At 73.1% G+C, this 26,290-nt stretch carries 18 protein-coding genes; 6 read left to right on the top strand and 12 right to left on the bottom strand.

Annotated features, from left to right (window positions below; all coding sequences use genetic code 11):
* Window positions 1-22: 22 nt before the first annotated feature.
* The 3 genes from ACFPCY_RS20040 to ACFPCY_RS20030 form a co-directional block, all read right to left on the bottom strand.
* On the bottom strand, window positions 23-1,654 hold the full coding sequence (locus ACFPCY_RS20040) for a phage tail sheath family protein (protein WP_378257272.1): 1,632 nt from the start codon (window positions 1,652-1,654) through the stop codon (window positions 23-25).
* Window positions 1,655-1,852: 198 nt separating this feature from the next.
* Entirely contained in the window at window positions 1,853-2,545 is a 693-nt protein-coding gene (locus ACFPCY_RS20035) for a hypothetical protein (protein ID WP_378257270.1), read from the bottom strand.
* A 207-nt stretch (window positions 2,546-2,752) separates the two neighbouring features.
* Complete coding sequence (locus tag ACFPCY_RS20030) at window positions 2,753-4,996, bottom strand: eCIS core domain-containing protein (RefSeq protein ID WP_378257268.1); 2,244 nt, start codon at window positions 4,994-4,996, stop codon at window positions 2,753-2,755.
* A gap of 271 nt (window positions 4,997-5,267) precedes the next feature.
* Between ACFPCY_RS20030 and ACFPCY_RS20025 the strand changes: the two genes are divergently transcribed.
* Complete coding sequence (locus ACFPCY_RS20025; RefSeq protein ID WP_378257266.1) at window positions 5,268-6,584, top strand: ricin-type beta-trefoil lectin domain protein; 1,317 nt, start codon at window positions 5,268-5,270, stop codon at window positions 6,582-6,584.
* A gap of 64 nt (window positions 6,585-6,648) precedes the next feature.
* Here the strand turns inward: ACFPCY_RS20025 and ACFPCY_RS20020 are convergent, their stop codons facing one another.
* From ACFPCY_RS20020 to ACFPCY_RS19995, 6 genes are all read right to left on the bottom strand, one after another.
* Window positions 6,649-9,051 (bottom strand): ATP-binding protein, encoded by a 2,403-nt coding sequence (locus tag ACFPCY_RS20020; RefSeq protein WP_378257264.1) that lies wholly within the window; start codon window positions 9,049-9,051, stop codon window positions 6,649-6,651.
* On the bottom strand, window positions 9,048-9,674 hold the full coding sequence (locus ACFPCY_RS20015) for a Pvc16 family protein (protein WP_378257262.1): 627 nt from the start codon (window positions 9,672-9,674) through the stop codon (window positions 9,048-9,050). Before ACFPCY_RS20015 ends, ACFPCY_RS20020 begins: the two co-directional genes overlap by 4 nt.
* On the bottom strand, window positions 9,675-10,301 hold the full coding sequence (locus ACFPCY_RS20010; RefSeq protein WP_378257260.1) for a helix-turn-helix transcriptional regulator: 627 nt from the start codon (window positions 10,299-10,301) through the stop codon (window positions 9,675-9,677).
* Window positions 10,298-12,214, bottom strand: a complete 1,917-nt coding sequence (locus tag ACFPCY_RS20005; protein WP_378257258.1) for a peptidase inhibitor family I36 protein — start codon at window positions 12,212-12,214, stop codon at window positions 10,298-10,300. Before ACFPCY_RS20005 ends, ACFPCY_RS20010 begins: the two co-directional genes overlap by 4 nt.
* A gap of 241 nt (window positions 12,215-12,455) precedes the next feature.
* The gene (locus tag ACFPCY_RS20000; protein ID WP_378257256.1) at window positions 12,456-13,487 is read right to left on the bottom strand and encodes a medium chain dehydrogenase/reductase family protein; all 1,032 of its coding nucleotides are present in this window, start codon (window positions 13,485-13,487) and stop codon (window positions 12,456-12,458) included.
* A gap of 348 nt (window positions 13,488-13,835) precedes the next feature.
* The gene (locus tag ACFPCY_RS19995) at window positions 13,836-14,423 is read right to left on the bottom strand and encodes a TetR/AcrR family transcriptional regulator (protein ID WP_378257254.1); all 588 of its coding nucleotides are present in this window, start codon (window positions 14,421-14,423) and stop codon (window positions 13,836-13,838) included.
* 104 nt (window positions 14,424-14,527) lie between these two features.
* On the opposite strand from ACFPCY_RS19995, the gene ACFPCY_RS19990 reads away from it, so the two are divergent.
* From ACFPCY_RS19990 to qcrB, 5 genes are all read left to right on the top strand, one after another.
* Window positions 14,528-15,427, top strand: coding sequence for an alpha/beta fold hydrolase (locus tag ACFPCY_RS19990; protein WP_378257253.1), 900 nt, complete (start codon window positions 14,528-14,530; stop codon window positions 15,425-15,427).
* Between the two features lie 131 nt (window positions 15,428-15,558).
* On the top strand, window positions 15,559-18,822 hold the full coding sequence (gene fdh / locus ACFPCY_RS19985; protein WP_378257251.1) for a formate dehydrogenase: 3,264 nt from the start codon (window positions 15,559-15,561) through the stop codon (window positions 18,820-18,822).
* A gap of 86 nt (window positions 18,823-18,908) precedes the next feature.
* Window positions 18,909-19,727, top strand: a complete 819-nt coding sequence (locus tag ACFPCY_RS19980) for a 4Fe-4S dicluster domain-containing protein (RefSeq protein ID WP_378257523.1) — start codon at window positions 18,909-18,911, stop codon at window positions 19,725-19,727.
* Window positions 19,724-20,818 carry an NrfD/PsrC family molybdoenzyme membrane anchor subunit gene (nrfD, locus tag ACFPCY_RS19975; protein ID WP_378257249.1) on the top strand — a complete coding sequence of 365 codons (1,095 nt, stop codon included), beginning with the start codon at window positions 19,724-19,726 and terminating at the stop codon, window positions 20,816-20,818. The genes ACFPCY_RS19980 and nrfD overlap by 4 nt, the downstream gene beginning before the upstream one ends.
* Window positions 20,805-22,496 carry a cytochrome bc1 complex cytochrome b subunit gene (qcrB, locus tag ACFPCY_RS19970; RefSeq protein ID WP_378257247.1) on the top strand — a complete coding sequence of 564 codons (1,692 nt, stop codon included), beginning with the start codon at window positions 20,805-20,807 and terminating at the stop codon, window positions 22,494-22,496. The genes nrfD and qcrB overlap by 14 nt, the downstream gene beginning before the upstream one ends.
* 6 nt (window positions 22,497-22,502) lie before the next feature.
* Here the strand turns inward: qcrB and ctaD are convergent, their stop codons facing one another.
* From ctaD to ACFPCY_RS19955, 3 genes are all read right to left on the bottom strand, one after another.
* Window positions 22,503-24,194: an aa3-type cytochrome oxidase subunit I gene (ctaD, locus tag ACFPCY_RS19965; RefSeq protein WP_378257246.1), complete on the bottom strand. Its 1,692-nt coding sequence runs from the start codon at window positions 24,192-24,194 to the stop codon at window positions 22,503-22,505.
* Between the two features lie 81 nt (window positions 24,195-24,275).
* A complete protein-coding gene (locus ACFPCY_RS19960) occupies window positions 24,276-24,836 on the bottom strand; it encodes a hypothetical protein (protein ID WP_378257244.1) in 561 nt (186 codons plus the stop codon).
* Window positions 24,833-26,251 carry a sensor histidine kinase gene (locus ACFPCY_RS19955; RefSeq protein WP_378257242.1) on the bottom strand — a complete coding sequence of 473 codons (1,419 nt, stop codon included), beginning with the start codon at window positions 26,249-26,251 and terminating at the stop codon, window positions 24,833-24,835. The genes ACFPCY_RS19960 and ACFPCY_RS19955 overlap by 4 nt, the downstream gene beginning before the upstream one ends.
* Between the last annotated feature and the right edge of the window lie 39 nt (window positions 26,252-26,290).

Raw genomic sequence — 26,290 nt, 5'->3', positions numbered from 1 at the left:
GCGGGCGCGCGCGGCCCGCGGGTCACTCCTCCAGTTCGCCGCCGCCGGAGATCTGCGCCAGCCGGAACACCACGAACTCGGCGGGCTTGACCGGCGCGACGCCGATCTCGCAGACGACGCGGCCGAGGTCCACCGACTCCGGCGGGTTGGTCTCGGCGTCGCACTTGACGTAGAACGCCTCCTCCGGGCTGGACCCGAACAGCGCGCCCGAGCGCCACTCGGTGACCAGGAACGCCGAGAGGTTGCGGCGGATCCGCGCCCACAGCGCCTCGTCGTTCGGCTCGAACACCACCCACTGGGTGCCGATCAGGATCGACTCCTCCAGGTAGTTGAAGTAGCGCCGGACGTTGAGGTAGCGCCACGCCGGGTCGGACGACAGCGTCCGCGCGCCCCAGACCCGCACGCCGCGGCCGGGGAAGGCCCGGATGCAGTTGACGCCGATCGGGTTGAGCAGGTCCTGCTCGCCCTTGGTGATCTGGAGGCCGAGGTCGACCGCGCCGCGCACGACCTCGTTCGCGGGGGCCTTGTGGACGCCGCGCTCGGAGTCGCTGCGCGCCCAGATCCCGGCCATGTGCCCGGACGGCGGCATCATCGAGGACTTGCCGGTGGACGGGTCGAACGCCTTGATCCACGGGTAGTACAGCGCGGCGTAGCGCGAGTCGTACCCGGCGGTCTCCATCCGCCACTCGCGGATCTGCTTGGCGTTCATGCCGGGCGGCGGGTCGATGATCGCCACCCGGTCGCCCATCAGCTCGCAGTGCGCGATCATGCCGAGCTGGACGGCCTTGACGCCCTCCATGTCGATCGCGCCGCGCTCGTAGGCGCTCATCAGGTCGGGGCAGGCCACCATCGTGACGGCGTCGAGGGCCTCCAGGCCGCCGAACCCGGTGCGGTCGGCGGTGTCGCCGAGGTAGTGCTCGGGGCTGACGGGCTCGCGTCCGGACACCGGCGCGGCGGGCGCGGCCGGGCGGGCGACCTCCAGCGTCTGGTTCTCCGGGCGGGCGAGCTGCCCGGCGCCGACGGCCTCGGTCACGGTGATGAGCTTGGACCGCTCCTTGACCTGCGTGACCAGGTAGGCGCGGGTGTTCTTGCGGGTGGAGACCAGGAAGCTCTCGACCGGGTCGCCGTCCACCTTGACGATCAGGCGGAAGCGGTCGTCGGAGCCCTTGTCGGCGGCCTTGTCCCCGGGCTTGTCCGGGCCGGCCTTGTCGCCGTCCTTCGCGTCGCCCTTGGCGTCCGCGGCGGGCCCGTCGGCGTCGGCGACCTCGACGGTGATCTCGCCGGCGACCGCGGCCGAGGGCAGCGCGGCGATGTGGAAGCCGCCGAGCCGCGCGGGCTCGGCGGAACCGAGGGCCTTGGGCGCGGCGCCGTCGCCGCCGTCACCGGCCGGGGCGCCGCCGACGCGCACCACGTAGCAGGTGGTGCCGCCGTTGTTGAAGAACCCGTAGACCGAGTGCGCCAGGTAGTAGCCGTCGGTGAAGTCGCCGAAGGAGGCGACGTACTGGGACCAGTTGGTCACGAGCACCGGCTCGTTCAGCGGCCCCTCGGGCGCGAACCCGACGAAGGCGGCGACGGAGGTGCCGACCCCCTCGATGGGACGTGACCCGCTGGCCACCTCCTCCACATAGACGCCCGGCGACAGGTACGAAGGCATGCTCGGCTACTCCCCCAACAGGACGGACCTTGTGACCCTTCGAGCCTCCCGCCCCCCGGTCCGCGCTCACACGTCCGAACGGACCGTCTGGCGGGCAGAGCACCCTGCCCCTTCGTCCCGGTCGTCCCTGCTGGGACGGGCGGAGGGCCGACGGCCCCCGGCTACCGGTGGATCCCCGCGCTCAGGGGATCTCGGCGCTCAGTGGATCTCGGCGGGGAAGCCCCGGGGCGCGCCGCCGACAAGGGTGGTCGTGCCGTCCGCCTTGTCCTTCTGGACGTAGTGGGCGGTGTACTCGAAGCCCTCGGCCACGACGCCCCGCGAGATCCGCGTGAAGTCCGCGCGGTCGGCGGGATCGGGAACCTCGTCGAAGACCCCGTCCTTGCGGACGTCGAAGCGGACGCCGTACCAGACCGGATGGCCGGGCTCGCTGCGGGCCTGCCGCGCGCAGGCGTCGAGCATGCGCTTGAGGGGCTCCTCGAAGTCGGAGTTGAACCTGCCGTTGGTGCGTCCGGTCATCGGGGTGAGGTTCTCGCTGACGCCCGGGCCGCCGAGGTTGTCGTTCCAGAGGTGGCCCTTGATCCAGCGCTCCCAGCCGCACTGGGCGTTCAGCTCGTCCACGATGGTGCAGGCGTCGCGCCGCGGCCTGCTGCCCGCGTAGGTCGAGCCGGGCGCCCGCATGCCGGGGCCGAGCGTGACGCGGACCGACGTGCCGCCCGTGCGGGGCGTGTGCGGGCCGTAGTCCGCGGGGGCCCAGATCTTCTGCCGCTCCCAGGAGCCGTGCGTGGCCAGGCGCGCCGGACGTTCGTCCTCGTCCACGGCGCGCTGGACGGCCGTCCCGGCCATTGCTCGCGCGACGGCCGCGTTGCCGGCGGTGCGTTGCAGAACGTCCACGGGCAGCGGAAGCGCCCCATGCCGCCCCTGCCCCTGCGCGTGTGGCTGGTTCGCCGCAGGCGTCCGCCGGGAGTGGGCCCGGCCGCGCTGCTGGTCCTTCTCCGCTTCCCTGGTGTGCGCGTGCACAGAGCCCCCCTGCCGGCGATGTCCGTGTGCTGATGCTCGGACGCCGGCCCCTCGTGGTCGTCGGTCGTCAGTCGTCGGTCGTCAGGACGCGAGCTTGGCGGCGATGAGTTCGACCGCCGCGTCGCGCCCGTTCTCGGCCTTCAGCTCCTTCCAGTCGAGCCCGAGGCCGTGCAGGATCCCCTTCGCGCTGAGGATCTCCTGGCCCTCCACGACCGGCGCGTTCTCGGCGTTCTCGGCCCTGCGCCCGGTGTCCTCCTCGCGGGCGAGGTCGAACAGCGTCCGGGCGACCACCTCGCGCTTGCTCGGGCCGAGCTTGCGGAAGACGTTGATCGTGAGCAGCAGCCGCTCGCCGGCCGGACGCTCGTTGCCCTCCTCGTCGACCTTCGCCGCCTTCCAGCGCTTGGTGAGGAACTTGCTGGTCTTGTAGGCGGCGAGCACCAGCCCGAGGCTCGCGGCGAGGCCCGCGAAGGCCCAGCCGACCGGCGTCGCGGCGAGGGCTCCGGCGCCGGCGACCGCGCCGGTCGCGACCGCGATCGACGCGGCCAGCCCGGCGGCCCCGCCCATGGCGGCGGAGAACGCGCTCGCCGCGGACAGGCCCTTCTTCCACACGCCGCGCCTGTTCTTCTTGTGCGCGTACTCGGCCATCGACTGCAGCAGCGCCTCGCGGCACTCCTCCTGCGTCCGCAGCGCCTCGGCGCGCTTGGTCTCGAACGCCTTCAGCTCCGCCTCGGCCTGGGTCAGCTCGTCGCGCAGCCGGAACAGCGCCTCGATCGTCTGCGCCGACTGCGGGTCCATGTCCAGGCCGGGACGCGGCGCGAAGTCCGGGGCGTCGACCAGCCTGTTCACCTTCGCGAGCAGGTCGGCGATCTCGTCGCGCGTCTTGATCTGCTGCTCGATGAGCTCCGCCAGCACGGCCGCGGTGTTCTTCGCGCCCTGGAGGATGTCGATGCGCTTGCGGATGTCGTCGGCGCCGGTGACGTCCCGGTCGCCGAGCAGCTTCGCCAGCGCGTCCGCGCGCCGGCGCGCCCTGTCCGCCTTGCGGCTGTCCCGGACGCCCTGGACGAGCGAGGCGACCAGCGTGAACGCGCCGCCGCCCGCCGCCGACTTCGCCACCACGGCGGACGAGACGCCCAGCAGGCTCTGGACCGCGCCCGCGAGGTTGGTCGCGTTGCCCACGGTGTTGGCGGCGTTCTGGCCGAACTCGCCCCCGGCCGCGTTCCGCTCGCGCCGGGCGCGGTGGTGCTGGGCGGTACCTTCGAGCGCTCCGGCCATGTCGCGGCGGGCGCCGTAGAGCTTCGATCCGCTGGAGACCGCTCCGGCGACGGCGCCGCCGAGGCTGAGCACCGCCCCGCCGACGGCGCCGTTCGTGCCGGCGACGGTGCTGGCGTCCGGGTCGCGGAAGTCCTGCGCGACGGTGGACGCGGTCGGCATCGTGGTGGCCTGGCCGGGCAGGTCCAGCATGTCCTTGGCGTTGCCACCGACGTCGCGCCAGTTCGTCCGAACCCCGGTCTTCGCCGCCCGCTGCACCGGCCGGGTGCGGGCCGTCGCCGCGACCCGCTGAACCGCACCGGCCCCGGCCGAGCCATGCGCCCGCGCCCCATGCGCCCCCGGCCCGTGCGCGTCCTGCGCTCCGTGCGCCGGCGCGCCGATCGTGTGCTGCGCGGTGGTGTCCTGGGCCGGCGCGTCGTGAACCGGCGCGTCGTGAACCGGCGCGTCCTGGACGGGCGTGGCCGACATCGCGCGGATCGCGTTGGCCTCGGCCTCGCGCTCGAACCGGTCGGACGGGTCGCTGACCTTGAGGCCGTCGCCCGAGTCCGTCCCCGCCACCGGGCCGGAGCGCTGCTGGATCACGTGCGTCAGCTCGTGCGCGAGCATCGTCCGTCCGGCGGACGAGGCGGTGTCGTAGCGGCCCTGCTGGAAGACGATGTGCGAGCCGGAGGTGAAGGCGTGCGCGTCCACCGCCGAGGCGGCGGCGTGCCCCACCGCGTCGGTGTGCACCCGCACGTCGGAGAAGTCGGCGCCGAGCCGGGACTCCATCTCGGTCCGGACGCCGGGGTCGAGGGCGCGGCCCGGACGCCGCAGCGCCTCGTCGACGGCGGCGCGCTGCACCTGGTGCCCGCATCCGGAGTCGTGGACGTGGGCGTCCTGCTCGCCGGTCTCGACGACGCGGGCGACCGCCCGGTTGCCCGCCGCGCGCTGCAACGCCAGGAGCCGCTCGGCCGCCGGGCCGCCGGTGCCCGCGCCGGAGGCCGCCTGGCGTGCCTGCGCCTGCGGCACCGCCCGGGGGCTGCGCTCGACGTTCTGCGGACGGCCGTGGTCGCGCACGATGTCGACTCCTCCGGATCTCAGACAGGTGGTCCCGCCATGCTGCGCGGCCGTGCCGGAGATTGTCCAGGGACGTCCGGATGCACGCGGGGGCAACGTTCGCTGCCCGCGCGTCCCCGCGTCCGGAAGGCCCGCCGGACCGCGGTCGGCGGGGTCACGGCCTCCCCGCCCGGACGGCCGCACCCGCGGGACCAAGGGGCACGGCGGTCTGCCCGCGCGTGTGCCCGGCGGGGCATTCCGGCCGCGTCCGGGCCTGCTTAGAGTGCGGGCGGTGAGTATTTGGACGTCCCTCGAACCCGCCTCGATCACCGTGGATCCCGGTGCGGCCGGTTCGGTCACGCTGCGCCTGCGCAACACCACCGACCTGGTGGAGGAGTACCGCATCACCGTCGCCGGCGAGACCGGACGGTGGGCCCGCGTGGAACCGGGAGTCGTCCGGCTCTACCCCGGCACGACCGGCACCGCGGAGATCACCTTCGCGCCGCCGCGCAGCCCGGACGCCGCGGCCGGGTCGCACCCGTTCGCGGTCGAGGTCACGCCCACCGAGCAGCACCAGCTCAAGACGGTGGTCGAGGGCACCCTGACGCTCACGCCGTTCACCGAGCTGCGGGCCGAGCTGCTCCCGCAGACCGTGCGCGGACGGTTCGGCGCGCGGCCCAGGTTCGCCGTGGACAACTTCGGCAACACCAAGGTCACCGCGTCGCTGCTCGGCAAGGACAACGGCGGGCAGCTCAGCTTCACGCTCCAGCCCGCCCACGTGCAGATCGAGCCGGGCCGCGCCGCCTGGGTGAAGGGCCGGGTCCGCCCGCCGCGCGTGTCGTGGTTCGGCTCGCGCGAGTCGCACCCCTACAGCATCGACGTCCAGCGGTCGGGCAGCGACCCGCTGTCGGTGCCGGGGACCTACGTCCAGCTGGCCGTCCTGCCGCGCTGGCTGCTGGGGCTGTTCTCGCTGCTGTTCGCCGGGGTGCTGGCGTTCGTCGCGGCCTGGTTCGCCTTCATCCCGCGCTTCGACTCGCGCGCCCGCGAGGGCTACCAGGCGCTCAACCCGACCGGCAACCAGGTCACCATGCCGACCCCGACGCCGAACACGCCGACGAACCAGCCGACCGACGAGCCGAAGGACAAGCCGTCCAGCAAGCCCTCGGACGACGACAAGGGCGGCGGGGGTGGTGGTGACGGAGGCGGCGGCAACAAGAAGCGCAAGCCCGCCGTCGCGTGGATCCACGTGGTGAACTCCCGCAACGGCGGCTGCCTGGACAACGCCAGCGACGGGCACTCGGTGTACGTCATGCAGTGCAACGACGGCGACAACCAGCGCTGGGCCTGGGTCAAGACCGGCGGCGACTGGCGGCTGCGCAACAAGAAGAACGGGCTGTGCCTCAGCACGTCCGACCAGACCGGCTACCTGAAGTACTCCTACGCCGCGATCATGGTCGAGTGCCGCGACTCCGACATCTGGACGCGCACGCCCGACTGCGTCCGCAACCCGAAGCGGAACGCCTGCCTCGACAACGCCGACGACGGCCACGCCGTCTACGTCTTCGTCCCGAACCAGGGCGACAACCAGAAGTGGCGCAACGTCAACTGACCCCGCCCCCGGCCCGTCCGGGCCGTCCGGCCCGTCCGCCGGACGCCCGGAGGCAGGGGCCGGGTCAGTACTCCATGTCACCGGGGAGAAGGCGGCCGATCTTGCGGTACTCGCGGCGCGCGCCGGCCAGGACGTCCTCCATCGAGACCGGACGGTCCGCGCCCGCCGCCAGGTAGGCGGCGGTGGTCGCGGCACCGCGGATCGAGCCGCCCGCCAGCTCGAACTCGCGGGCGCAGCGGTCCAGGTCGATGTCGTCGCCGCAGGGCACGGGCGGGGCCAGCGCGTGCTCCCACAGCGCCCGCCGCTGCCGCGCGTCCGGGAACGGGAAGTCGACGACGAGGTCGAGCCGCCGGGTGAACGCGTCGTCGATGTTGGCGCGCAGGTTCGTGGTGAGGATCGCGATCCCGTCGAACGATTCGAGGCGTTGCAGCAGGTAGGCGCTCTCCAGGTTGGCGTAGCGGTCGTGGGAGTCCTTGACCTCCGACCGCTTGCCGAACACCGCGTCGGCCTCGTCGAACAGCAGCACCGCGTCGAGGCGGCCCGCCTCGGTGAAGATCTTCTCCAGGTTCTTCTCGGTCTCGCCGACGTACTTGTCGACGACGGCCGACAGCTCCACCACGTACAGGTCGAGGCCGAGGTCGGCGGCGACGACCTCGCTCGACATGGTCTTGCCGGTGCCCGACTCGCCCGCGAACATCGCCACGACGCCGCGTCCGCGCCCGCCGCCCGCGCGCAGGCGCCAGTCCCCCAGCACCCGGTCCCGGTTCCGCGCCCGCGAGACGAGTTCGAGGAGCTGGCCGCGCTGCTCGTCCGGCAGGACGAGGTCGTCCCAGCCCACCGCCGGACGGATCCGGCGCGCGTGCTTCTGGAGCCCGGTGGCGTTCTGGAGCCGCGCGCCCCGGTGCAGGTGGACGGGCGCGAGCGGCACGTCCTCGACGACGGCGTAGTCGACCGCCGCGCGGACGGCGCCGCGGATCTGCGGCACGTCGAACCGGTACGTCGCGGTCGCGGCGGCGAGGTCGAAACCGAGGCCCTCGACGTCCACGCCCGCCCGCGCGAGCTCCGCCTCCCAGGCGCCCGCCGCCGTCCGCGCCGAGATCTCCAGCACCAGCGGCTGCGCCTGCGACCAGGACGGTTCGAACGGCTGAGCCCCCGCCAACACCACCGGCACCCGCCAACCCCCCACCGCCCCGGACGCGCGAACCGCGCCACCCGCGTCTTGCACGTCATCCGCGCCGTTCGCGAAACCCGCACCGCCGCGCACACCGAACGCCCCGCCCGCGCGACCCGCGCCACCCGCGTCTTCCGCGTCTTCCGCGCCGTTCGCGAAACCCGCACCGCCGCGCACACCGAACGCCCCGCCCGCGCGAACCGCGCCACCCGCGTCTTCCGCGTCTTCCGCGCCGTTCGCGAAGCCCGCGCCGCCGCGCCCACCGAACGCGCCGCCCGCGCGACCCGCGCTGAGCGTGTGGTCTGCGCCGAAGGCTCGGACGAGTGCGCCTGCGGCCGTCGAGCCGTCCAGGGGTCCGACGACCACGCCCGCGCCTCGGAGGCGGGCCTCGCGAAGGAGGACCGGGACCTTGTCCGCGTCCAGGCCGCCGGGCTCGGCGCGCAGCACCGGCGTGCCCGCGGCGCCCAGCGCACGACAGGCCGCCGTGACTCCCGCGCCCGGACGCTCCTCACGCAGGTAGACGAGCCCCGAGCCGTCGCCGGCCAGCCACCGGGTCAGGCCCGCCAGGTCGTCGCCGTCAACGCCGGTCCCACCAGAAGGCCCCCGCTCAGCGCCCGACTCGTCGGAACGCGGTCGGTCGGAGCCGGGTTGCGTGGGACGCCGCGGTTCAGAGGGCGCGGGTTCGAGGGTCGCCACTCCGACGAGGTCGCCGTCCAGGGTGTCGCCGCCGAGGAGGTGGTCGGTGACGCGGTCGGGGACGCGCAGGGAGCGGCCCAGGAACGGCCGTTCGGCCTCCTCCACGATCAGGAGGCGGCTCGCGACCAGCGGCGCGCCGGACGCGAACCGCGCCCGAGCGGCGGCCGACCCCGCCGGGCATCCGCACAGGTCGAGGACGAGCCCGACCGTCGCGCGCCGGCGGCTCACGTCGTCGTTCAGGTAGCCGTACAGCGACTCGAAGGAACGGTCGATGTCGGGGGCGGCGGCGACGAGCAGGATCTCGACGTCCAGTTCGTCCAGCCCGAAGGCGGCGGCCAGCTCGCGGAGCCGCCCGTCGCCTTCCCCGAGGTCCTCGACGGCCCGGTCGTGGACGGCGTCGCGGTACGGAAGCGGCGATCCCTGCTCGGCCAGCCACGCCGCCGTCTCCGGCGCGAGGTACAGCCCGCGGAACGGGTCCTCGGCGGTCGGGTCGCCGGCGCTGCGCCGCTCCACCAGCAGGCGCACCCGCTCGCGCAGCAGGCCGAGCCGCTGCTCGATGTAGGTCGCCGTCCGGTCGTCGTGGTCCAGTTGCACGGTCACTTGTCGAACCTGCTCGTCCGGAGCGGCGGGTCGGGCAGCCGTCCGTCGATGTCGCCGACCGTGACCGCGATGCTGTCGGTGACCGCCGGGCCGACCTCGTACTCGGGCGACACGGGCATCGGCGCGATGACCACCACGTCCAGGGACGGCTTCAGCTCGCCGCCGAGCGCCGACCAGATGTCGGCGATCGACCGCGACTCCGGCGGCGGGACGGCCGCGGTCACCGGCACCACGAGTCCGAGCTCGGCCAGCACCCCGCCGGGCGGCAGCGCGTCGGCGGGCAGGGTCTCGTGCCGCAGCAGGCACGCCAGCACCGCCGACAGCAGCCGGTGCTCGTCCTCGGGACGCTTCGTCCAGGCCGTGACCAGGTAGGACAGCCGGAAGTAGCGGGGCGGCTGGCGGCGCGCGACCACCCGCCCGTTCTCGCCGTACACCGGCACCGCGCCGCGCTCGCGCCGCGACACGTCCTCCCGGATGTCGTACAGGTAGGCGTTCACCGTCGGCGTGTTCCGCGCCGCCGCCCACTCGCGGTTGGGCGCCTCGAACGCGACCCGCACCTCGCCGGACGGCAGCGCCCGCTCGGTGATGACCGCGCGCAGCGCCTCGTCCACCTCGTGGATCATCTAGAGGTACCCCTCCCGGATCGCGTAGGCGACCGCGTGCGCCCGGTTCCGCAGGTGCAGCCTGCTCATCAACCCGTGCAGGACGTTCTTGACGGTGCGCTCGGAGTAGGACAGCTTCGCCGCGATCTCCGCGGTGTCCATGCCCTCGGCGACGAGCCCGAGCACCTCCAGCTCGCGCTCGGCGAGCCCGGCGGAGGTGAACCCCTGCGCGTGCAGGACGCCGCGCTGCAGCCGTCCGACCTGCTTGAGCAGCCGTCCGAGCAGGTCGGGCGGGAGGTCGGCGCCGCCGCGCGCGGCGGCCAGCACCGCGCGCGACAGCGCGTCCGCGCCCGCCTCGCGCCGCCAGAGGATCGCCACGACGCCCGCTTCCACGGCGTCCAGGAGCTGCGCCTCCTTGATGTCGGACACGACCAGGACGGTCCGCGCCTGCCCGGTCCGCGCGGCGCGGCGCAGCAGGCCGCGCGCCGTCTCGTCCATCGTGTCGGCGACGACGACCCGCACCTCGGCGTCGTCGTCCGCGGCGAGGTTCAGCTCGGGCCGCCCGCGCAGGCCGGAGGTCACCCCGGCCAGCGAGATCGGATCGGGCGCGTGCACCGCCACCCGTACCGCACTTACCGTCGTCGTCACTTGCCGCTCCCCTTCTCGGCCCCTGAGGGCCCCCCGTGCGCGGATGACTCTCCCCGCGCCGGCGGCTCGCCTTGCCCGGACGCCTTGCCCTGCCCGAAGGACACGTCGCCTGCCTCGAACGGCAGCTCTCGCGCGGCGCCCTTGCTCTCCTCGAACGGATCGACCCGCGCGGCCCCGCCGTCCTGCGCGAACGGATCTTCTGCCTTGGCGTCGGAAGCCGCCGCGCTCCGTCCGTTCGACGCGGAGGCGTCTCCTCGTCCGACCGGCTGAGCGCTTCCCGATCCCGACCGCTGACCATCCGCGACCGCAGACCGCTGCTCATCTACGACCGGAGATCCCTGACCGCCCGCGACCGAAGATCGCTGCTCATCCGTGACCGGAGTTCGCTGACCACCCGCGACTGGAGTTCGCTGATCGTTCGCGGCCGGAGTCGGCTGATCGCCCGGGAAGGCGGATTGCTGCTCGTTCGCGGACGCGTCGCCGGGCTCCGGGGCGCCTTCCGGTGTTCCGGCTTCGCGGCCGGAAAGGACGGGTTCGGCGTCCCGGACGGTGCCGTCGGCGCGGACGGACCAGCGCGTCCCCGAGCCGCTGACCTCGCCGAGCGCGACGATCGCGCCGCCGGGCGGGGCCTCGCGCGGGGCGCGCATGTCGTCGGCGATGAACACCACGCGGCCGTGTTCGGGCGTGCCGTCGCCGGTCCCGGTCTCCGGCTCGGCCGCGCTGCCGATGTCGACCGTCCCGACCGTCCGGATGCGCACGCCGGTGCTCCACGGGCCCTGGCGCAGGCCCTCGGCGAGGCCGCGGGCGCTCTTGCGGACGGCGGAGCGGGAACCGGCCAGCGACACCGGGCCGGGCACGGCGAGCAGGTTCACCCACGTCCCCGGCTCGACGGGCACCAGCAGCGGGAACGGCGCGGGCGCGTTGCGGACGTCGTCGGTCAGCTCGGTGATCTCGCTGACGGGCAGCCGCCAGGTCGTGCCGTCCGCGGCGGCCTTCCACGGGGTCGGGGCGTCGCTGCTCGGCTCGGCCGGGACCACGACGAGCTCGGCGTCGCGGAGGGCGACGGCGCGCACGCGCGGCAGCGGCTTGTTCAGGTCCGCGCAGTCCACGGCGAGGAGCCGCAGCCCGCGGTCGACGGCCCGCAGATCCTCCGGGCCGATGGCGACCCGGCGCGGACGGCTGACGGGCCCCCGCTTGCGCCGCGCCACCAGCAGGCCCGCGACCAGCAGCCCGAGCAGCACGACCGCCGCGCCAGCGCCGACGATCGCCACCACCGTGGCGGTGTTGTCCTTCTTCTCGTGGCTCTCCGGACCGGTCGCGGCCACCGGCACCTGGCCCTTGGCCTGGTCACCCTGGGCCACCTGCGGCAGCGGCAGGACGGACGCGCTGGGCTGGGTGCTCGGCGGGAGCGTCGGGCCGTCGCTCGGCACCTGAACCTTGTCGGTGTCCTTCGGCGACGGGCTCTTCGCCTGCTTGTCCTCGGTGGTCTTCTTGTGAGGGGTCGTCGGCGGGGCCTTGTGCGGCGTCTTCTTCGGCGCCGCCCCGCAGGCCGCGACCCGGCTCGGGTGGTACCGGATGCCGGTGACCACGCCGAACGGGATGTGGTAGTTCCGCGTCCCGGGCGGGAGGCACGCGACCAGCCCCTGGTACGGCGAGTCCCGGTAGAGGCCCATGTAGCCGCTGCCCCGGTTGACCGCCGACCGCGTCCGGTCGTTCCACGCCTCACCGGCCATGTCGTGGTCGTAGTCGCCGTTGTTGGTGGCCCACAACCCGTCCTGCTCGCCGTTGTCGCCGAACACGCAGGACCAGCCCGGCGAGCACACCGAGAACGCCTCGGCGGGCGGGCCGAGCATCCCCAACGCCACGGCGAGCGCGAGCACACACCCGACCGGCACCTTCCACGACCTGCTCAATCCCGCTCCCCGCTGGTTCACCCGGACAGTCTTGAGGGCAGTGATCAACAACCGATAAGCAACCGATCACCGGGCCGTCCGGCCTCTCTCACCTGCCCTGGAGGACACCCGGGAGGAGCGCGCGACCTGTGCCGACGTCCCGCGGCCCCCGTCCCCTCGCCGAGGAGCGGAGGCCCGCGACGTCCCCTTCGCCTGCTTTGGACGTCCGAAAAAGGTGATCGGTTGGGAGACCGCCACCGGTTCATCCCGTCAGGACGACCTTGCCGGTGACGGTGCCCGACTCGGCCAGGCGCAGGGCCTCGGCCGCGCTGGTGAGCGGCAGCTCGGCGCCGATGGGCGCCGAGAGGTCGCCGCGTTCCAGCGCGGCGAAGACCTCGGTGAGGTCAGCGCGCAGCCGAGCCCGGAACTGCTCCGTGCGCAGCTTCCGGCCGGCCCAGATGTTGAAGAAGTGCGCACGGCGTCCGTTGGGCAGCGCGTTCCACACCATGGTCCTCGCGAGGATCTTCAACACCGGCCACTGCTTGGAACCACTGTCGTCCCGCGTGGACGCCGTGCCATAGGACACCAGCGTGCCGCCGCGCGCGAGCAGGTGCCACGAGTCGATGACGCTGCGCCCGCCGACATGGTCGAACACGGCGTCCACTCCCCCGGGAGCCAGCTCGCGAACCCGCGCGGGCACGTCCCCGGCGCGGTAGTCCACCGGCGTGACGCCCAGCTCCCGCAACGCGTCGTGATGCCGAGCCGAGGCCGTCCCGATCACCTTCACACCCGCCGCGCGAGCGAGCTGCACCAGGATCAGCCCCACTCCGCCCCCGGCCCCGTGCACCAGGACGGTCCGCCCCGCCGTCACCCGAGCCGTGCGATGCAGCATCTGCCAGGCGGTGATGCCGTTGACGACGACGGTCTCGGCCTGCGCCGCGCTCACCCCGCCGGGCACCTCGACCACGTCCGCCGCGTCGACGACCACGTGGCTGGCCCACCCGCCGACCTTGACCAGCGCCGCGACCCGCCGTCCCACGAGCCCCGCGTCAACTCCCCGACCGGCCGAAGCAACGCGTCCGACCAGGTCATAACCGGGCACGAACGGGAACGGCGGCTGATCGTAGTACCGCCCCCTCCGCATCTGCTGCTCCGCGAACGACACCCCGGTCGCCTCCATGGCGATCACGACCTGCCCCTCCCCGGCCACCGGCACCGTCCCCCGCCGAACCTGAAGCCCTTCCGGCTCCACGACCCCCGGCAGAACGACCTCCACCAGCCCCTGACCGTTCATGGCGACTCTCCCGTTCACTAGCGTCCTTCGCTTCCGTTAGAAGCTATAACGCAATCGCGCGACAGTCAATCTCAAACGCAAGACCCTCTAACAAAACCAACCCCCTCTGCCTGGGACATGAACGCGCAGCCCAAGGCCCGCCCACGAGCCCTGACCAGCCCCCGAGCGCGCGTCGATCTGCTGAACGCAGCCGATGTCATGGCACGGGCCCTGGGCCGTCCACCTCGCGGACCAACCCGTGGTGCTGTGGTTCCTAACGAGGGCCGGGGTGACCGTGCCACCGTCGGCGGGACAGTCGCGGCCTACACGGGCCTGGCAGGTTCAGTACTCGATCGCGACCGGCGGTCGTCAGCCCAGTCCGAGGGCGCGGGTCAGGTGGGTGGTCCACCAGCGGAGTTGAGCGGAGGCGTCGTCGGGGAGGCCGGCGCTGCGGCGGAACTCGCGGCCGTAGAGGGGGTCCAGGGCGAGGGCCTGGTGGAGGGCGGCGACGGCCAGGCGGGTGTCCTCGACGGGGACGTGCGCGGCGTCGGGACGGAGGGCGTGGAGCGCTTCGACGACCGGGGTGAGCATGCCGCTCCCCTCGTCGCGCCACCCGGCGGCGTGCAGGGCCGCGGCCAGTTCGCCGTAGCCGCTGCGGTAGAAGGCCGCCAGGGTTTCGACGAGCTTGGCCAGGTCGGGAGGACCGTCCAGCCAGGAGTCGAGGAGTTCTCCCACCCCTGCGCGGAGTTTGCGGCCGCCGTGGCGCAGGAGGGCTTGGAGGAGGCCGTCGCGACCGCCGAAGTGGTGGTTGACGCCCGCGTCGGTCATGCCGGCGCGGGCGGCCACGGCCCGCACCTGGACGGCGGCCACCCCGCCCCTGAGCAGGAGTTCCTCGGCGGCTTCCAGGATCACGCGCCGCGCCTCGTCCGGACCGCGGCGCACACGTGGGCCCGTCACGCCGTCCAGTTTACCTTGACCGGCCAAGGCAAGATCCCTAGGTTTTACCTCGATGCCTCAAGGCAGGCCACGAGGGCCGTCGCCCGGCATCGCGAGGAGGCACGGTGACGGGTCAGGCACTCCCCCGGACGCGGCTCATCGCGCGGCCGGACGCTGTACTGCGGGGCCACGAGATCGGCGCCGGACCGGGAATCCTGCTGCTCCACGCCGGCGGAGAGCGCCGCCAAGTGTGGGATCCGGTCACCCGCGTCCTGGCCGACGCGGGTTTTCGGTGTGTCGCCTTCGATCAGCGTGGCCACGGTGAGAGCACCGGCTCGGCACGGACGCTGGACGCCGTCGCGGGCGACGTCCGCGCCATGCTGGACACCGAACCGGGCGCGTGCGTGGTGGTCGGCGCGTCCCTCGGCGGCCTCGCCGCCCTCGCCGCGCTGGAGAGTCGGCAAAGTCTGCCCGACCCACGCCGCCCGCCCAACGCGGACAGCACCCGCGGGACGGACGCCCCTCACGGCGCGGGCGGGCCGTATAGCGCGGAGGGGCGGGATGGCGCGGAGGGGCGGGATGGCGCTAGTTGTCCGGGTGTCGAAGGTGGGGTCGTCGGGCTGGTTCTTGTGGACGTCGTTCCCGACCCTGATCCCGAGCGGGTGCGGCGTTTCCTTGCCGCGCGCGACCCGCTCCAGGTCTTCAAGCCGCTCGTGGACGACATCCTCGACCAGGCGCCCCGGCTCCGGAAGGCGGCGGCCGAACTCGACGTGCCGGTTCTCCTCGTCCGCGGCGGCGAGCGGTCGGCGCTCAGCGGCGAGGACGTCCAGCGATTCTTAAGCCTTGTTCCTCATGCAACGACCGCTAGCGTTCCGGGCGCCGGGCATCTCATCGCGCGGGACGAGCCGGACGCCCTCGCCGCGATCATCGTCGCCGCCGCCACCGAATGGACGGGACGGCCGCACTCGTCCCACCCGACTTCGCGCCGGGCCGATGATCCCTCCGGAGTGCCGAAAACGCCCTGACCAGCGGCGTTCCGGCCACTCCCGCAGATCATCCGATTCCGATCACCGCGCCGGGACGAGGTGTAGGAGGCGTTTTTCCGGGGACGTGGCCGCGGTCACACCTTCATCCATCCGGAGGACGCGAGGTCGCCATGGGAGTGCGTGCCTGGTTCGAGGGCTGGCCGGTCTACCGCCAGCTCGCGGGGGACGATCCGCTCGACCGGGGGGCGGCGGCGATGTCGCCGCGCACGCGCGCGCTCGCGCCCCGGACGGCGACGGCCGACAAGGTCGTCAAGTCCGTCTGCCCGTACTGCGCGGTCGGCTGCGCGCAGAACGTCTACGTCAAGGACAACGAGATCGTCCAGATCGAGGGCGACCCGGACTCCCCGGTCAGCCGCGGTCGGCTGTGCCCCAAGGGCTCGGCGAGCCTCCAGCTCACCACGGGTGAGGCGCGGCGGCACGAGGTGCTGTACCGCCGCCCGTACGGCACCGAGTGGGAGCGGCTGGACCTCGACACCGCGATGGACATGGTCGCCGACCGGGTCCTCGCCACCCGGCGCGCGACCTGGCAGGACGAGCAGGACGGCATGCGCGTCAACCGGACGCTCGGGATCGCGAGCCTCGGCGGCGCGACGCTGGACAACGAGGAGAACTACCTCATCAAGAAGCTGTTCACCGCGCTCGGCGTCGTCCAGATCGAGAACCAGGCGCGGGTGTGCCACAGCTCCACGGTGGCCGGGCTCGGCACCTCGTTCGGGCGCGGCGGCGCGACGACCTTCCTCCAGGACATGCAGAACGCCGACTGCATCGTCATCGAGGGGTCGAACTTCGCCGAGTGCCATCCGGTGGGGTTCCAGTGGGCGATGGAGGCGAAGGCGCGCGGCGCGAAGATCATCCATGTGGACCCGCGGTTCACCCGGACGAGCGCGGTCGCCGACCTGCACGTGCCGATCCGGGCGGGCACCGACATCGCGTTCCTCGGCGGGATCGTCAACCACGTGCTGTCCACCGGGTCGGACTTCCGCGAGTACGTGCTCAACTACACCAACGCGGCCACGATCGTCGGCGAGGACTTCGAGGACACCGAGGACCTCGACGGCGTGTTCTCCGGCCTGGACGCCGACTCGCGCCACTACGACGTCACGACCTGGCAGTACGAGGGGACGGAGATCCAGGCCGCCTCGGGCGAGCGGGACGAGCTGTACGAGGAGCGCGCCGGCAACAAGTCCGACGTGGTGTCGTCCGGACGGTCGGAGTCGCACGGGTCGGGCGGCGCGGCCTACCACGGCGAGCCGAAGGCCGACCCGACGCTCCAGCATCCCCGCTGCGTCTACCAGGTCCTCAAGCGTCACTTCGCGCGCTACACCCCGGAGATGGTCGAGGAGACCTGCGGCATCTCCCAGGACGCCTTCCGCGCCGTGTGCGACGCGCTGGTGGAGAACTCCGGGCCCGACCGGACGAGCGAGTTCGTCTACGCGGTCGGCTGGACGCAGCACAGCACCGGCGCGCAGTACATCCGAACGGCGTGCATCCTGCAGCTCCTGCTGGGCAACATCGGCCGTCCGGGCGGCGGGATCCAGGCGCTGCGCGGGCACGCGTCCATCCAGGGGTCGAGCGACATCCCGACGCTTTTCAACCTTTTGCCCGGTTACATCCCGATGCCGCACGCGCACTCCCATGAGAGCCTCGACGACTTCATCGGGGCGGTGAGCACCGACAAGGGCTTCTGGGCGAACATGCGCTCCTACGTCGTCAGCCTCCTCAAGGCGTACTGGGGCGAGAACGCGACCGCCGACAACGACTTCTGCTTCGGCCACCTTCCGCGGCTGACCGGCTCGCACAGCACGTACGAGACCGTCCTGGCGCAGCTCGACGGCACCTGCAAGGGCTACTTCCTGCTCGGCGAGAACCCGGCGGTCGGCTCGGCCAACGCCCGGATGCAGCGCCTCGGCATGGCGAAGCTGGACTGGCTGGTCGTCCGCGACTTCTCGCTCATCGAGTCCGCCACCTGGTGGAAGGACGGCCCGGAGATCGAGACCGGCGAGCTGCGGACCGAGGACATCGGCACCGAGGTGTTCTTCTTCCCCGCCGCCGCGCACGTCGAGAAGGCCGGGTCGTTCACCAACACCAACCGCATGATCCAGTGGCACTTCGCCGCGAAGGAGCCGGACGGTGAGGCCCGCAGCGACCTGTGGTTCATGTACCACCTCGGACGGCGCGTCCGGCGGCGGCTGGCCGGCTCCGACGACCCGAGGGACCGGCCCGTCCTGGACCTCACCTGGGACTATCCGACCGAGGGGACGATCGAGGAGCCGAACGCCGAGGCCGTCCTCGCCGAGATCAACGGCCGCCGGGCCGGGGGCGGCCCGCTCAGCGCCTACACCGAGCTCAAGGACGACGGCTCCACCTCCTGCGGCTGCTGGATCTACTGCGGCGTCTACGCCGACGGCGTCAACCAGGCGGCCCGCCGCAAGCCCTACACCGAGCAGGAGTGGACGGCGCGGGAGTGGGCGTGGGCCTGGCCGGCCAACCGCCGCATCCTCTACAACCGGGCCTCGGCCGCGCCGGACGGGCAGCCGTGGAGCGACCGCAAGGCCCTGGTCTGGTGGGACGCCGAAAAAGGCACCTGGACCGGGCACGACGTCCCGGACTTCGTCGCCGACCGGCCGCCGTCCTACCGTCCGCCCGAGGGCGCGGAGGGCGTGGACGCCATCAGCGGCATCGACCCGTTCATCATGCAGGCCGACGGCAAGGGCTGGCTGTACGCCCCCGCGGGCCTGGTGGACGGGCCGCTGCCCACGCACTACGAGCCGCAGGACTCGCCCGTCCGCAACCCGCTGTACCGGGGGCAGCAGCGCAACCCGGTCCGGCAGGTGTTCTCCCGCGAGGACAACCGGTTCCATCCGGGGCCGGAGGAGTCCGGCGCGGACGTCTTCCCGTACGTCGTCACGACCTACCGGCTCACCGAGCACTTCACCGCGGGCGGCATGACCCGCTGGTCGCCCTACCTCGCCGAGCTCCAGCCGGAGTTCTTCTGCGAGGTGTCGCCCGCGCTGGCCGCCGAGCGCGGCCTGGAGCACGGCGGCTGGGCGCACCTGGTCAGCGCCCGCGGCGTGGTGGAGGCGCGGGTCCTGGTGACCGACCGGATCAGGCCGCTGACGGTCGGCGGGCACACCGTCCACCAGATCGGCGTGCCCTACCACTGGGGGCCGAACGGCTACACCACCGGCGACGCGGCCAACGACCTCACCGCGATCGCCCTGGACCCGAACGTGCACATCCAGGAGGTCAAGGCCCTCAGCGCCGACATCCGGCCGGGCCGCCGCCCGCGCGGACCGGCGGTGCCGCGGCTGCTGGCCGAGTACCGCCGCCGCGCGGGGATCACCGAGCGGACCGGGATGGAGGTCAGGGGATGACCGGCTCACTGGTGGGACGCAACCTGCTCGCGGGCGCCGAGCCGGACCCGGCGGGCGACGCCGGGCACCGCGACGCGCCGCCGCGGATGGGCTTCTTCACCGACACCTCGGTCTGCATCGGCTGCAAGGCGTGCGAGGTGGCGTGCAAGGAGTGGAACGCCGTCCCCGAGGACGGCCTGGACTTCACCGGCATGTCCTACGACAACACCCAGGGCCTCGGCGCCTCGACGTGGCGGCACGTCGCGTTCGTCGAGCAGAGCAAGCCGCTCGGCAACGCCGCGGCCGAGGGCGACGGCGACCTGCGCTGGCTGATGGCCTCGGACGTGTGCAAGCACTGCACGCACGCCGCCTGCCTGGACGTGTGCCCGACCGGCGCGCTGATCCGCACCGAGTTCGGGACGGTGGTCGTCCAGGAGGACGTCTGCAACGGCTGCGGCTACTGCGTGCCCGCCTGCCCGTACGGGGTCATCGACCAGCGTCCGGACGACGGGCGGGTGTGGAAGTGCACGCTCTGCTACGACCGGATCGGCGCCGGGCAGGAACCCGCCTGCGCCAAGGCGTGCCCGACCGACTCCATCCAGTACGGCCCGCTCGACGAGCTGCGCGAGCGGGCCGCCGCGCGGGTGGAGGAACTGCACGAGGTCGGCGTCGAGGACGCGCGCCTCTACGGCCACGACCCCGAGGACGGCGTCGGCGGCGACGGCGCGTTCTTCCTGCTGCTGGACGAGCCGGAGGTCTACGGCCTGCCGCCGGACCCGGTCGTCACCACCCGGGACCTGCCGTCCATGTGGCGGCACGCGGGACTGGCCGCGCTCACGGCGGCGAGCGCGGTGGTCGCGGTGTTCGCCGCGCACGGACGCACCGGATCGGGCCGGCGGGCCGGACGGCGAGGAGGTCGGCGATGAGCACATCGGACGTCACCAAGGACGGCATCGAGGGCGAACGGCAGGGCCGGTCCGCGCTGGTCGGCCAGGGACTGGACGGCCACCGCACCAGGCGCGGGCGGCGCAGCGGGCGCAACGGGCGCAACGGGCGCGGCGGGCGGCGCGGCGAGCGGCCGGTCGTGCCCGAGGCGGAGTTCACCTCCTACTACGGCAAGCCGATCCTCAACCAGATCACCTGGGAGCCGCGCGACATCGCGGGCTACTTCTTCCTCGGCGGCCTCGCCGGAGCCGGGTCGATGCTGGCCGCGGGCGCGCAGCTCACCGGACGCGCCCGGATGGCGCGCGCGATGAAGGTCTCCTCGCTCGTCGCGATCGCCGGGTCCACCGCCGCCCTGATCCACGACCTCGGACGGCCCGAACGCTTCCACCACATGCTGCGGGTCGCCAAGCTCACCTCGCCGATGAGCGTCGGCTCGTGGCTGCTCGCGGCGTACGGCCCGGCGGCGGGCGCCGCCGTCGTGGCGCAGGAGGCGCGGCGTCAGCGGTGGCTCGGACGGCGGCTCGTCTCGGCGGCGACCGTCCTGGACCGGGCCGCGACCGCGGCGGCGGCCGGGCTCGGGCCGGGCGTGCTCACCTACACCGCCGTCCTGGCCTGCGACACCGCCGTCCCGTCCTGGCACGAGGGATACCGGCAGATGCCGTTCCTGTTCGCCGGTTCGGGCCTCGCCGCCGCGTCCGGGATGGCCCTGGCCGTCTCCCCCACCGCCCAGAACGGCCCGGCGCGCTCGGCCGCGCTGGCGGGCGGGCTGCTCGAAATCGCCTCGGCGAAAGTGATGGAGCACCGGCTCGGGCTCGTCGGCGAACCGTACAGCGAAGGCCAGGCCGGACGGTACATGCGCGCCGCCGAGGCGCTCACCGTGGCGGGGACGGCCACGGCCGTCCTGCTCGCCGGACGCAGCCGTCCGGCCGCCGTGGCGAGCGGCGCGGCACTGCTGGCCGCCTCCGCCTGCACCCGCTTCGGCGTCTTCCACGCCGGACGCCAGTCCGCCGAGGACCCGCGCTACACGGTCATCCCCCAGCGACGCCGAGGCGAGAGCGATGCCGCACGATAAGACGGAGGACGAGCCCAAGCGAGCAGGAGGCGAAGCGAAACGGCCGAACGGACGGGCCGGACGCGCCGTCCTCACGACCGTGCGGGCGGCGGACGAGCGGCTCGGCACGGCCGCGTTCCTCGACCGGAACCTGGGCAAGGCGTTCCCCAAGCACTGGTCGTTCCTGCTCGGCGAGATCGCGCTGTACACCTTCGTCGTCCTGCTGCTGACCGGGACGTACCTGACGCTGTTCTTCCATCCCGGCGACGCCAAGGTGATCTACGACGGCTCGTACACGCCGCTGCGCGGCCTCCGGATGAGCGAGGCGTACGCCTCCACGCTCCGCATCTCGTTCGACGTGCGCGGCGGGCTGCTCATCCGGCAGATCCACCACTGGGCGGCGCTGGTGTTCATCGGGGCGATCTGCGCGCACCTGCTGCGGATCTTCTTCACCGGCGCGTTCCGCAAACCGCGCGAGCTGAACTGGCTGATCGGCGTGACGATGTTCGCCCTCGCCCTGGCCGAGGGGTTCGCCGGATACTCGCTGCCGGACGACCTGCTCTCCGGCACCGGCCTGCGGATCATGCAGGGCATCGTGCTGTCGATCCCGGTCGCCGGGACGTACCTCGCCATGTTCGTGTTCGGCGGCGAGTTCCCGGGCGAGGAGATCGTCTCCCGCCTGTTCCCGGTGCACGTCCTGCTGATCCCGGGGCTGCTGCTCGCGCTGGTCACCGCGCACCTGATGATCCTGTGGCACCAGACCCACACCCAGTGGCCCGGCCGCGGGCGGCGCGAGCCCCTGGTGTCGGGCGAACCGGCGTACCCGGCGTTCGCGGCCCAGAGCGGCGCGTTCTTCCTGACCGTGTTCGGCGTCCTGGCGGCCATGGGGGCGCTCCTCCAGATCAACCCGGTCTGGCTGTACGGGCCGTACGAGCCCGACCAGGACTCGATCGGCTCCCAGCCCGACTGGTACGTCGGGTTCCTGGAGGGCGCGCTGCGGATCATGCCCCGGCTGTCCACCACCCTGTGGGGCCACACGGTCTCGTGGAACGTGTTCGTGCCCGCCGTGGCGCTGCCGGGGGTCTTCCTGACCGTCCTGGCGCTGTACCCGTTCATCGAGCGCCTGGCGACCGGGGACCGGCGCGTCCACCACCTGCTCGACCGCCCGCGCAACGCCGCGACGCGCACCGCGCTCGGCGCCGCCGGGATCGCCTGGTACGGCAACCTGTGGGCGGCCGGAGGCGACGACGTGCTCGCCGACACCTTCCGGCTGCCGCTCTACACGACCGTGTGGTTCTTCCGCGTCGGGTTCTTCCTGTTCCCGATCCTGGCGTTCGTCATCACCCGCCGGATCTGCCTCAGCCTGCAACGCAGCGACCTGCGCAAGCGCCAGGAGGGCGTGGAGAGCGGCCTCATCACCCGGACGCCGGACGGCGGCTTCAGCGAGCGGCACGACGTGCCGTCCGCCGACACCGTCGCGCTGCTCCGCGCCCGCCAGCCGCGCGAACTGGTCCGCCCCTACCCCGACCACATCATCCCGCTGCCCACGCCCGGCCGGATCAGGGCGCAGATCCGCACCCGCACCAACCGCTTCTACCTCGACTACCAGAGCGAGGTCCACGGGGGCGGCCAGGGCAGGACGGACCGTCCGCCGTCCACGCCGTCCGCGCCGTCCACGACCGAGAAGCTCGACGACTGAGCGCCGTCAGTCCTCGCCGTCGCGCGCGGACGGCGTGGCGATCTCGGCCTTCTGCGGCGGCGCCTCGGTCGGGTAGCGCAGGTCGAAGGCCGGACGGTTCGACCGGATCGCGGGCATCGCCTCGAAGTTGTGCCGGGGCGGCGGGCACGAGGTGACCCACTCCAGGGAGTTGCCGCCCTCCCACGGGTCGGCGGCCTCGATCCGCTCGCCGTGCCGGTGCGTCCGCCAGATGTTCCACAGGAACGCGAACGTGGACGCGCCGAGCACGAACGACCCGATCGACGAGACGAGATTGAGCGTCGCGAGATGGTCGGGATAGTCGGCGATGCGGCGCGCCATCCCCTGGACGCCGAGCACGTGCTGGACCAGGAACGTGGTCTGGAAGCCGGCGAACAGCGTCCAGAAATGGATCCTGCCCCAGGTCTCGTCGAGCCGCCGGCCGGTCATCTTCGGCCACCAGAAGTAGAACCCGGCGAAGGTGGCGAACACGATCGTCCCGAACAGCACGTAGTGCAGGTGCCCGACCACGAAGTAGGTGTCGGTGAGGTCGAAGTCCAGCGGCGGGGACGCCAGGATCACGCCGGTCAGCCCGCCGAACAGGAACGTCACCAGGAATCCGACCGCGAACAGCATGGGCGTGTCGAGGCGGATCCGGCCGCGCCACATCGTGCCGATCCAGTTGAAGAACTTCACCCCGGTCGGCACCGCGATCATGAACGACATGAGGGAGAAGAACGGCAGCAGCACCCGTCCGGTGGCGAACATGTGGTGCGCCCACACCGTCATCGACAGGCCGGTGATGGCGATGGTCGCCGCCACCATCCCGAAGTAGCCGAAGACGGGCTTGCGGGAGAACACCGGGATGACCTCGGTGACGATCCCGAAGAAGGGCAGCGCGACGATGTAGACCTCCGGATGCCCGAAGAACCAGAACAGGTGCTGCCAGAGGATCGCGCCGCCGTGCGAGGCGTCGTAGACGTGCGCGCCGAGCTTGCGGTCGGCCTCCAGCGCCAGCAGCGCGGCGGTCAGGACCGGGAACGCCATCAGCACCATCACCGAGGTCAGCAGCACGTTCCAGGTGAAGATCGGCATCCGGAACATGATCATGCCGGGGGCGCGCATGGCGGCGATGGTGGTGATGAGGTTGACCGAGGTCAGGATCGTCCCGAAGCCGGACAGCACCAGCCCCATGATCCACAAGTCCGGGCCGGCGCCGGGCGAGTGCGCCGCCGACGACAGCGGCGCGTAGCCCGTCCAGCCGAACGCCGCCCCGCCGCCCGGCGCACCGAAGCCGCCGAGCACCAGCAGCGAGCCGAACAGGAAGAGGTAGTAACTGAGGGTGTTCAGGCGCGGGAACGCCACGTCCGGCGAGCCGATCTGGAGCGGGACGAGCACGTTCGCGAACCCCGCGAACGTCGGGGTCGCGAACAGCAGCAGCATGATCGTGCCGTGCATGGTGAGCAGCTGGTCGTACCGCTCGGCCGACACCACCTGGAGCCCCGGCCGGAGCAGCTCGGCGCGCATCACCATGGCCATCAGGCCCGCGATCAGGAACAGCGTGAACGCCGTCGCCAGGTACAGGTAGCCGACGACCTTGTGGTCGGTCGTCGCCAGGACGTCCCCGACCCGCGTCCCCTTGCGGTGCGACGCCAGCGCCCGCTCGACGCTGTCGTCGGCCCGGTCCTCCAGAGTGGTCATGCCGCCTCCGCCTGTGCGCACCCCCGCTCAGGCGTTAACCGGTGGAGCCGGTCCCAAACCTCTCATGATCGTTAACTGGCGCTATCCGGGACCGGAGTTGAGCAGGTCGCGGAAGTCGTCGCAGCGGACCACCAGCCCGGGACGCCCGTCGAAGATGTTCAGCTCGACCTTCCGGACACCGGGGATCGCCTCGGCGGTGCAGGCGATCTGGGCCTTCCACTCGCGCGGCCACCGCTCCGGGCGGATCGTGGTCTGGAGCGCCACGGTCACCGTGCCCGAATCCTGGTCGGCCGGGGGCGGCGCCTCGGGCGGGGCGTCCGGCGCGGGCACCTGGTGGAGGGACGAGTCGGGCAGTCCGGTCGCGATGCCCACGCCCGGCAGCGTGCTGGTGAACCCGGCCTTGCGCTCGTTGTCGGTGACCCCGTAGCCGAGCTGCCACAGCGGCATCAGCGGTGAGCCCGGCAGTCCGGGTCGCAGGACCGGCACCAGGCCGCCGCCCTTTACAAAGTAGATCTTATTTGTGACGACCGGTCCCTGGGCGGCGGGCAGCTGTGCCACTCCCGAGACGCCGGTGGGCTGGATGCCGCACCCGCCCAGGGCTATCAGGGCCGCCACCGGGGCGAGGAGGCGTGCCGGCCTCATTCCGCCGCCTCCAGCGGCAGCCACAGCGTGAACGTCGTGCCCTCCCCCGGTTCGGAGGCGGCCTCCAGCGTCCCGCCGTGCAACTGCGCGTTCTCCCGCGCGATCGCCAGCCCCAGTCCGCTCCCCTCGCTCCGCGAGCGGGCCGCCTCCGCCTTGACGAACCGGTCGAAGATCAGCGGCAGCAGCTCGGCGGGGATGCCCGGACCCTCGTCCGTGACCGACAGCTCGAACCCCGGAACGCCGCCGCGCGCCAGCCGCCGGGCCTCCAGGCGCACCGGCGGACGGCCGTGCCGCAGGGCGTTCCCGACCAGGTTCGCCACGATGACGTCGAACCGGCGCGGGTCGATGCGCGCCATCAGGTCGCCCGGCACGGCCACCTCCACCCGGCCGGTCCAGCCGCGCGCGCCGAGGCCGGCCGCGACCGCCTCGGCCACCGCCACGTCGTCGAGGACGAGCGCGGCGGCGCCCGCGTCGAACCGGCTGATCTCGATCAGGTGCTCCACCAGCGTGCCGAGCCGCCGCGTCTCGGCCACGACCAGGCGGGCCGCCGTCCCGTCCGGGTCCTCCTCCAGGACGCCCGTGAGCGCGGTCATCGAGGTGAGCGGCGTCCGCAGCTCGTGCGACACGTCCGCGACGAACCGGCGCGCGGCGGCCTCCATCGCGCGCAGCTCGGAGACGGTCGTGTCCAGGGCCTCGGCCGCCCGGTTGAACGTGCGGCCCAGGTCGGCCAGCTCGTCCCGGCCCCGGACGGGCACCCGCGTCGACAGGTCCCCTTCGGCCAGCGCCCGCGCGCCGCGGCCGAGCCGGCGCACCGGGCGCAGCACGCCGCGGGCGGCCAGCAGCGCCAGGAGGAGCGCGAACAGCAGCGCGGCGGCGTCGGCCAGGGCCATCGCCCGGGTGAACGAGCGCAGGTCGGCGGCCTCGCGGCCGAGGCTGACGCTGACCAGGACGATCGGCGGGGTCGTCCGCTGCGGGTCGGTCGCCGCCGTGACGTATCCGGTCACGAACGTGCCGACCAGCAGGTAGGGCCGTCCCCGGTACCGCACCCGCTGGGCGACCGTCTCGCGCGTGGCGCGGGTGACGAACGCGGCGGGCACCGGCACGTGCAGGCGTCCCGCCGGGACGGCCCGCACCGGCGTGGTCAGCGGCAGCGGGAAGGCGTAGGCGCGCTGCCGTCCGTCCGGCGTGCCGAGCGCCCGCTCCAGGTTCCCCGACAGCGTGCGGCCCGCGTCGGCGGGCATCTGGACGGGCACCTGCCGCGCGACGGCCTGCCGGACCTGCGTCACCACCGCGTCCTGCGTGCGTTCCAGCATGGCCCGGCGGACCAGGACGTACCCGACCCCGGACGCCAGGACGGACGCGAGCAGCGCGACGGCGGCGAACGCCGCCGCCATCCGCACGCGCAGGCCGGTCATCACCGGCCCAGTATGCAGCCAATGTCGATCATGTCGCCG

Source organism: Actinomadura gamaensis (assembly GCF_042652125.1).
Lineage (GTDB): Bacteria > Actinomycetota > Actinomycetes > Streptosporangiales > Streptosporangiaceae > Spirillospora > Spirillospora gamaensis.
Note: the sequence above shows the minus strand (reverse complement) of the source record. Positions and strands in the feature narration are given on the sequence as shown.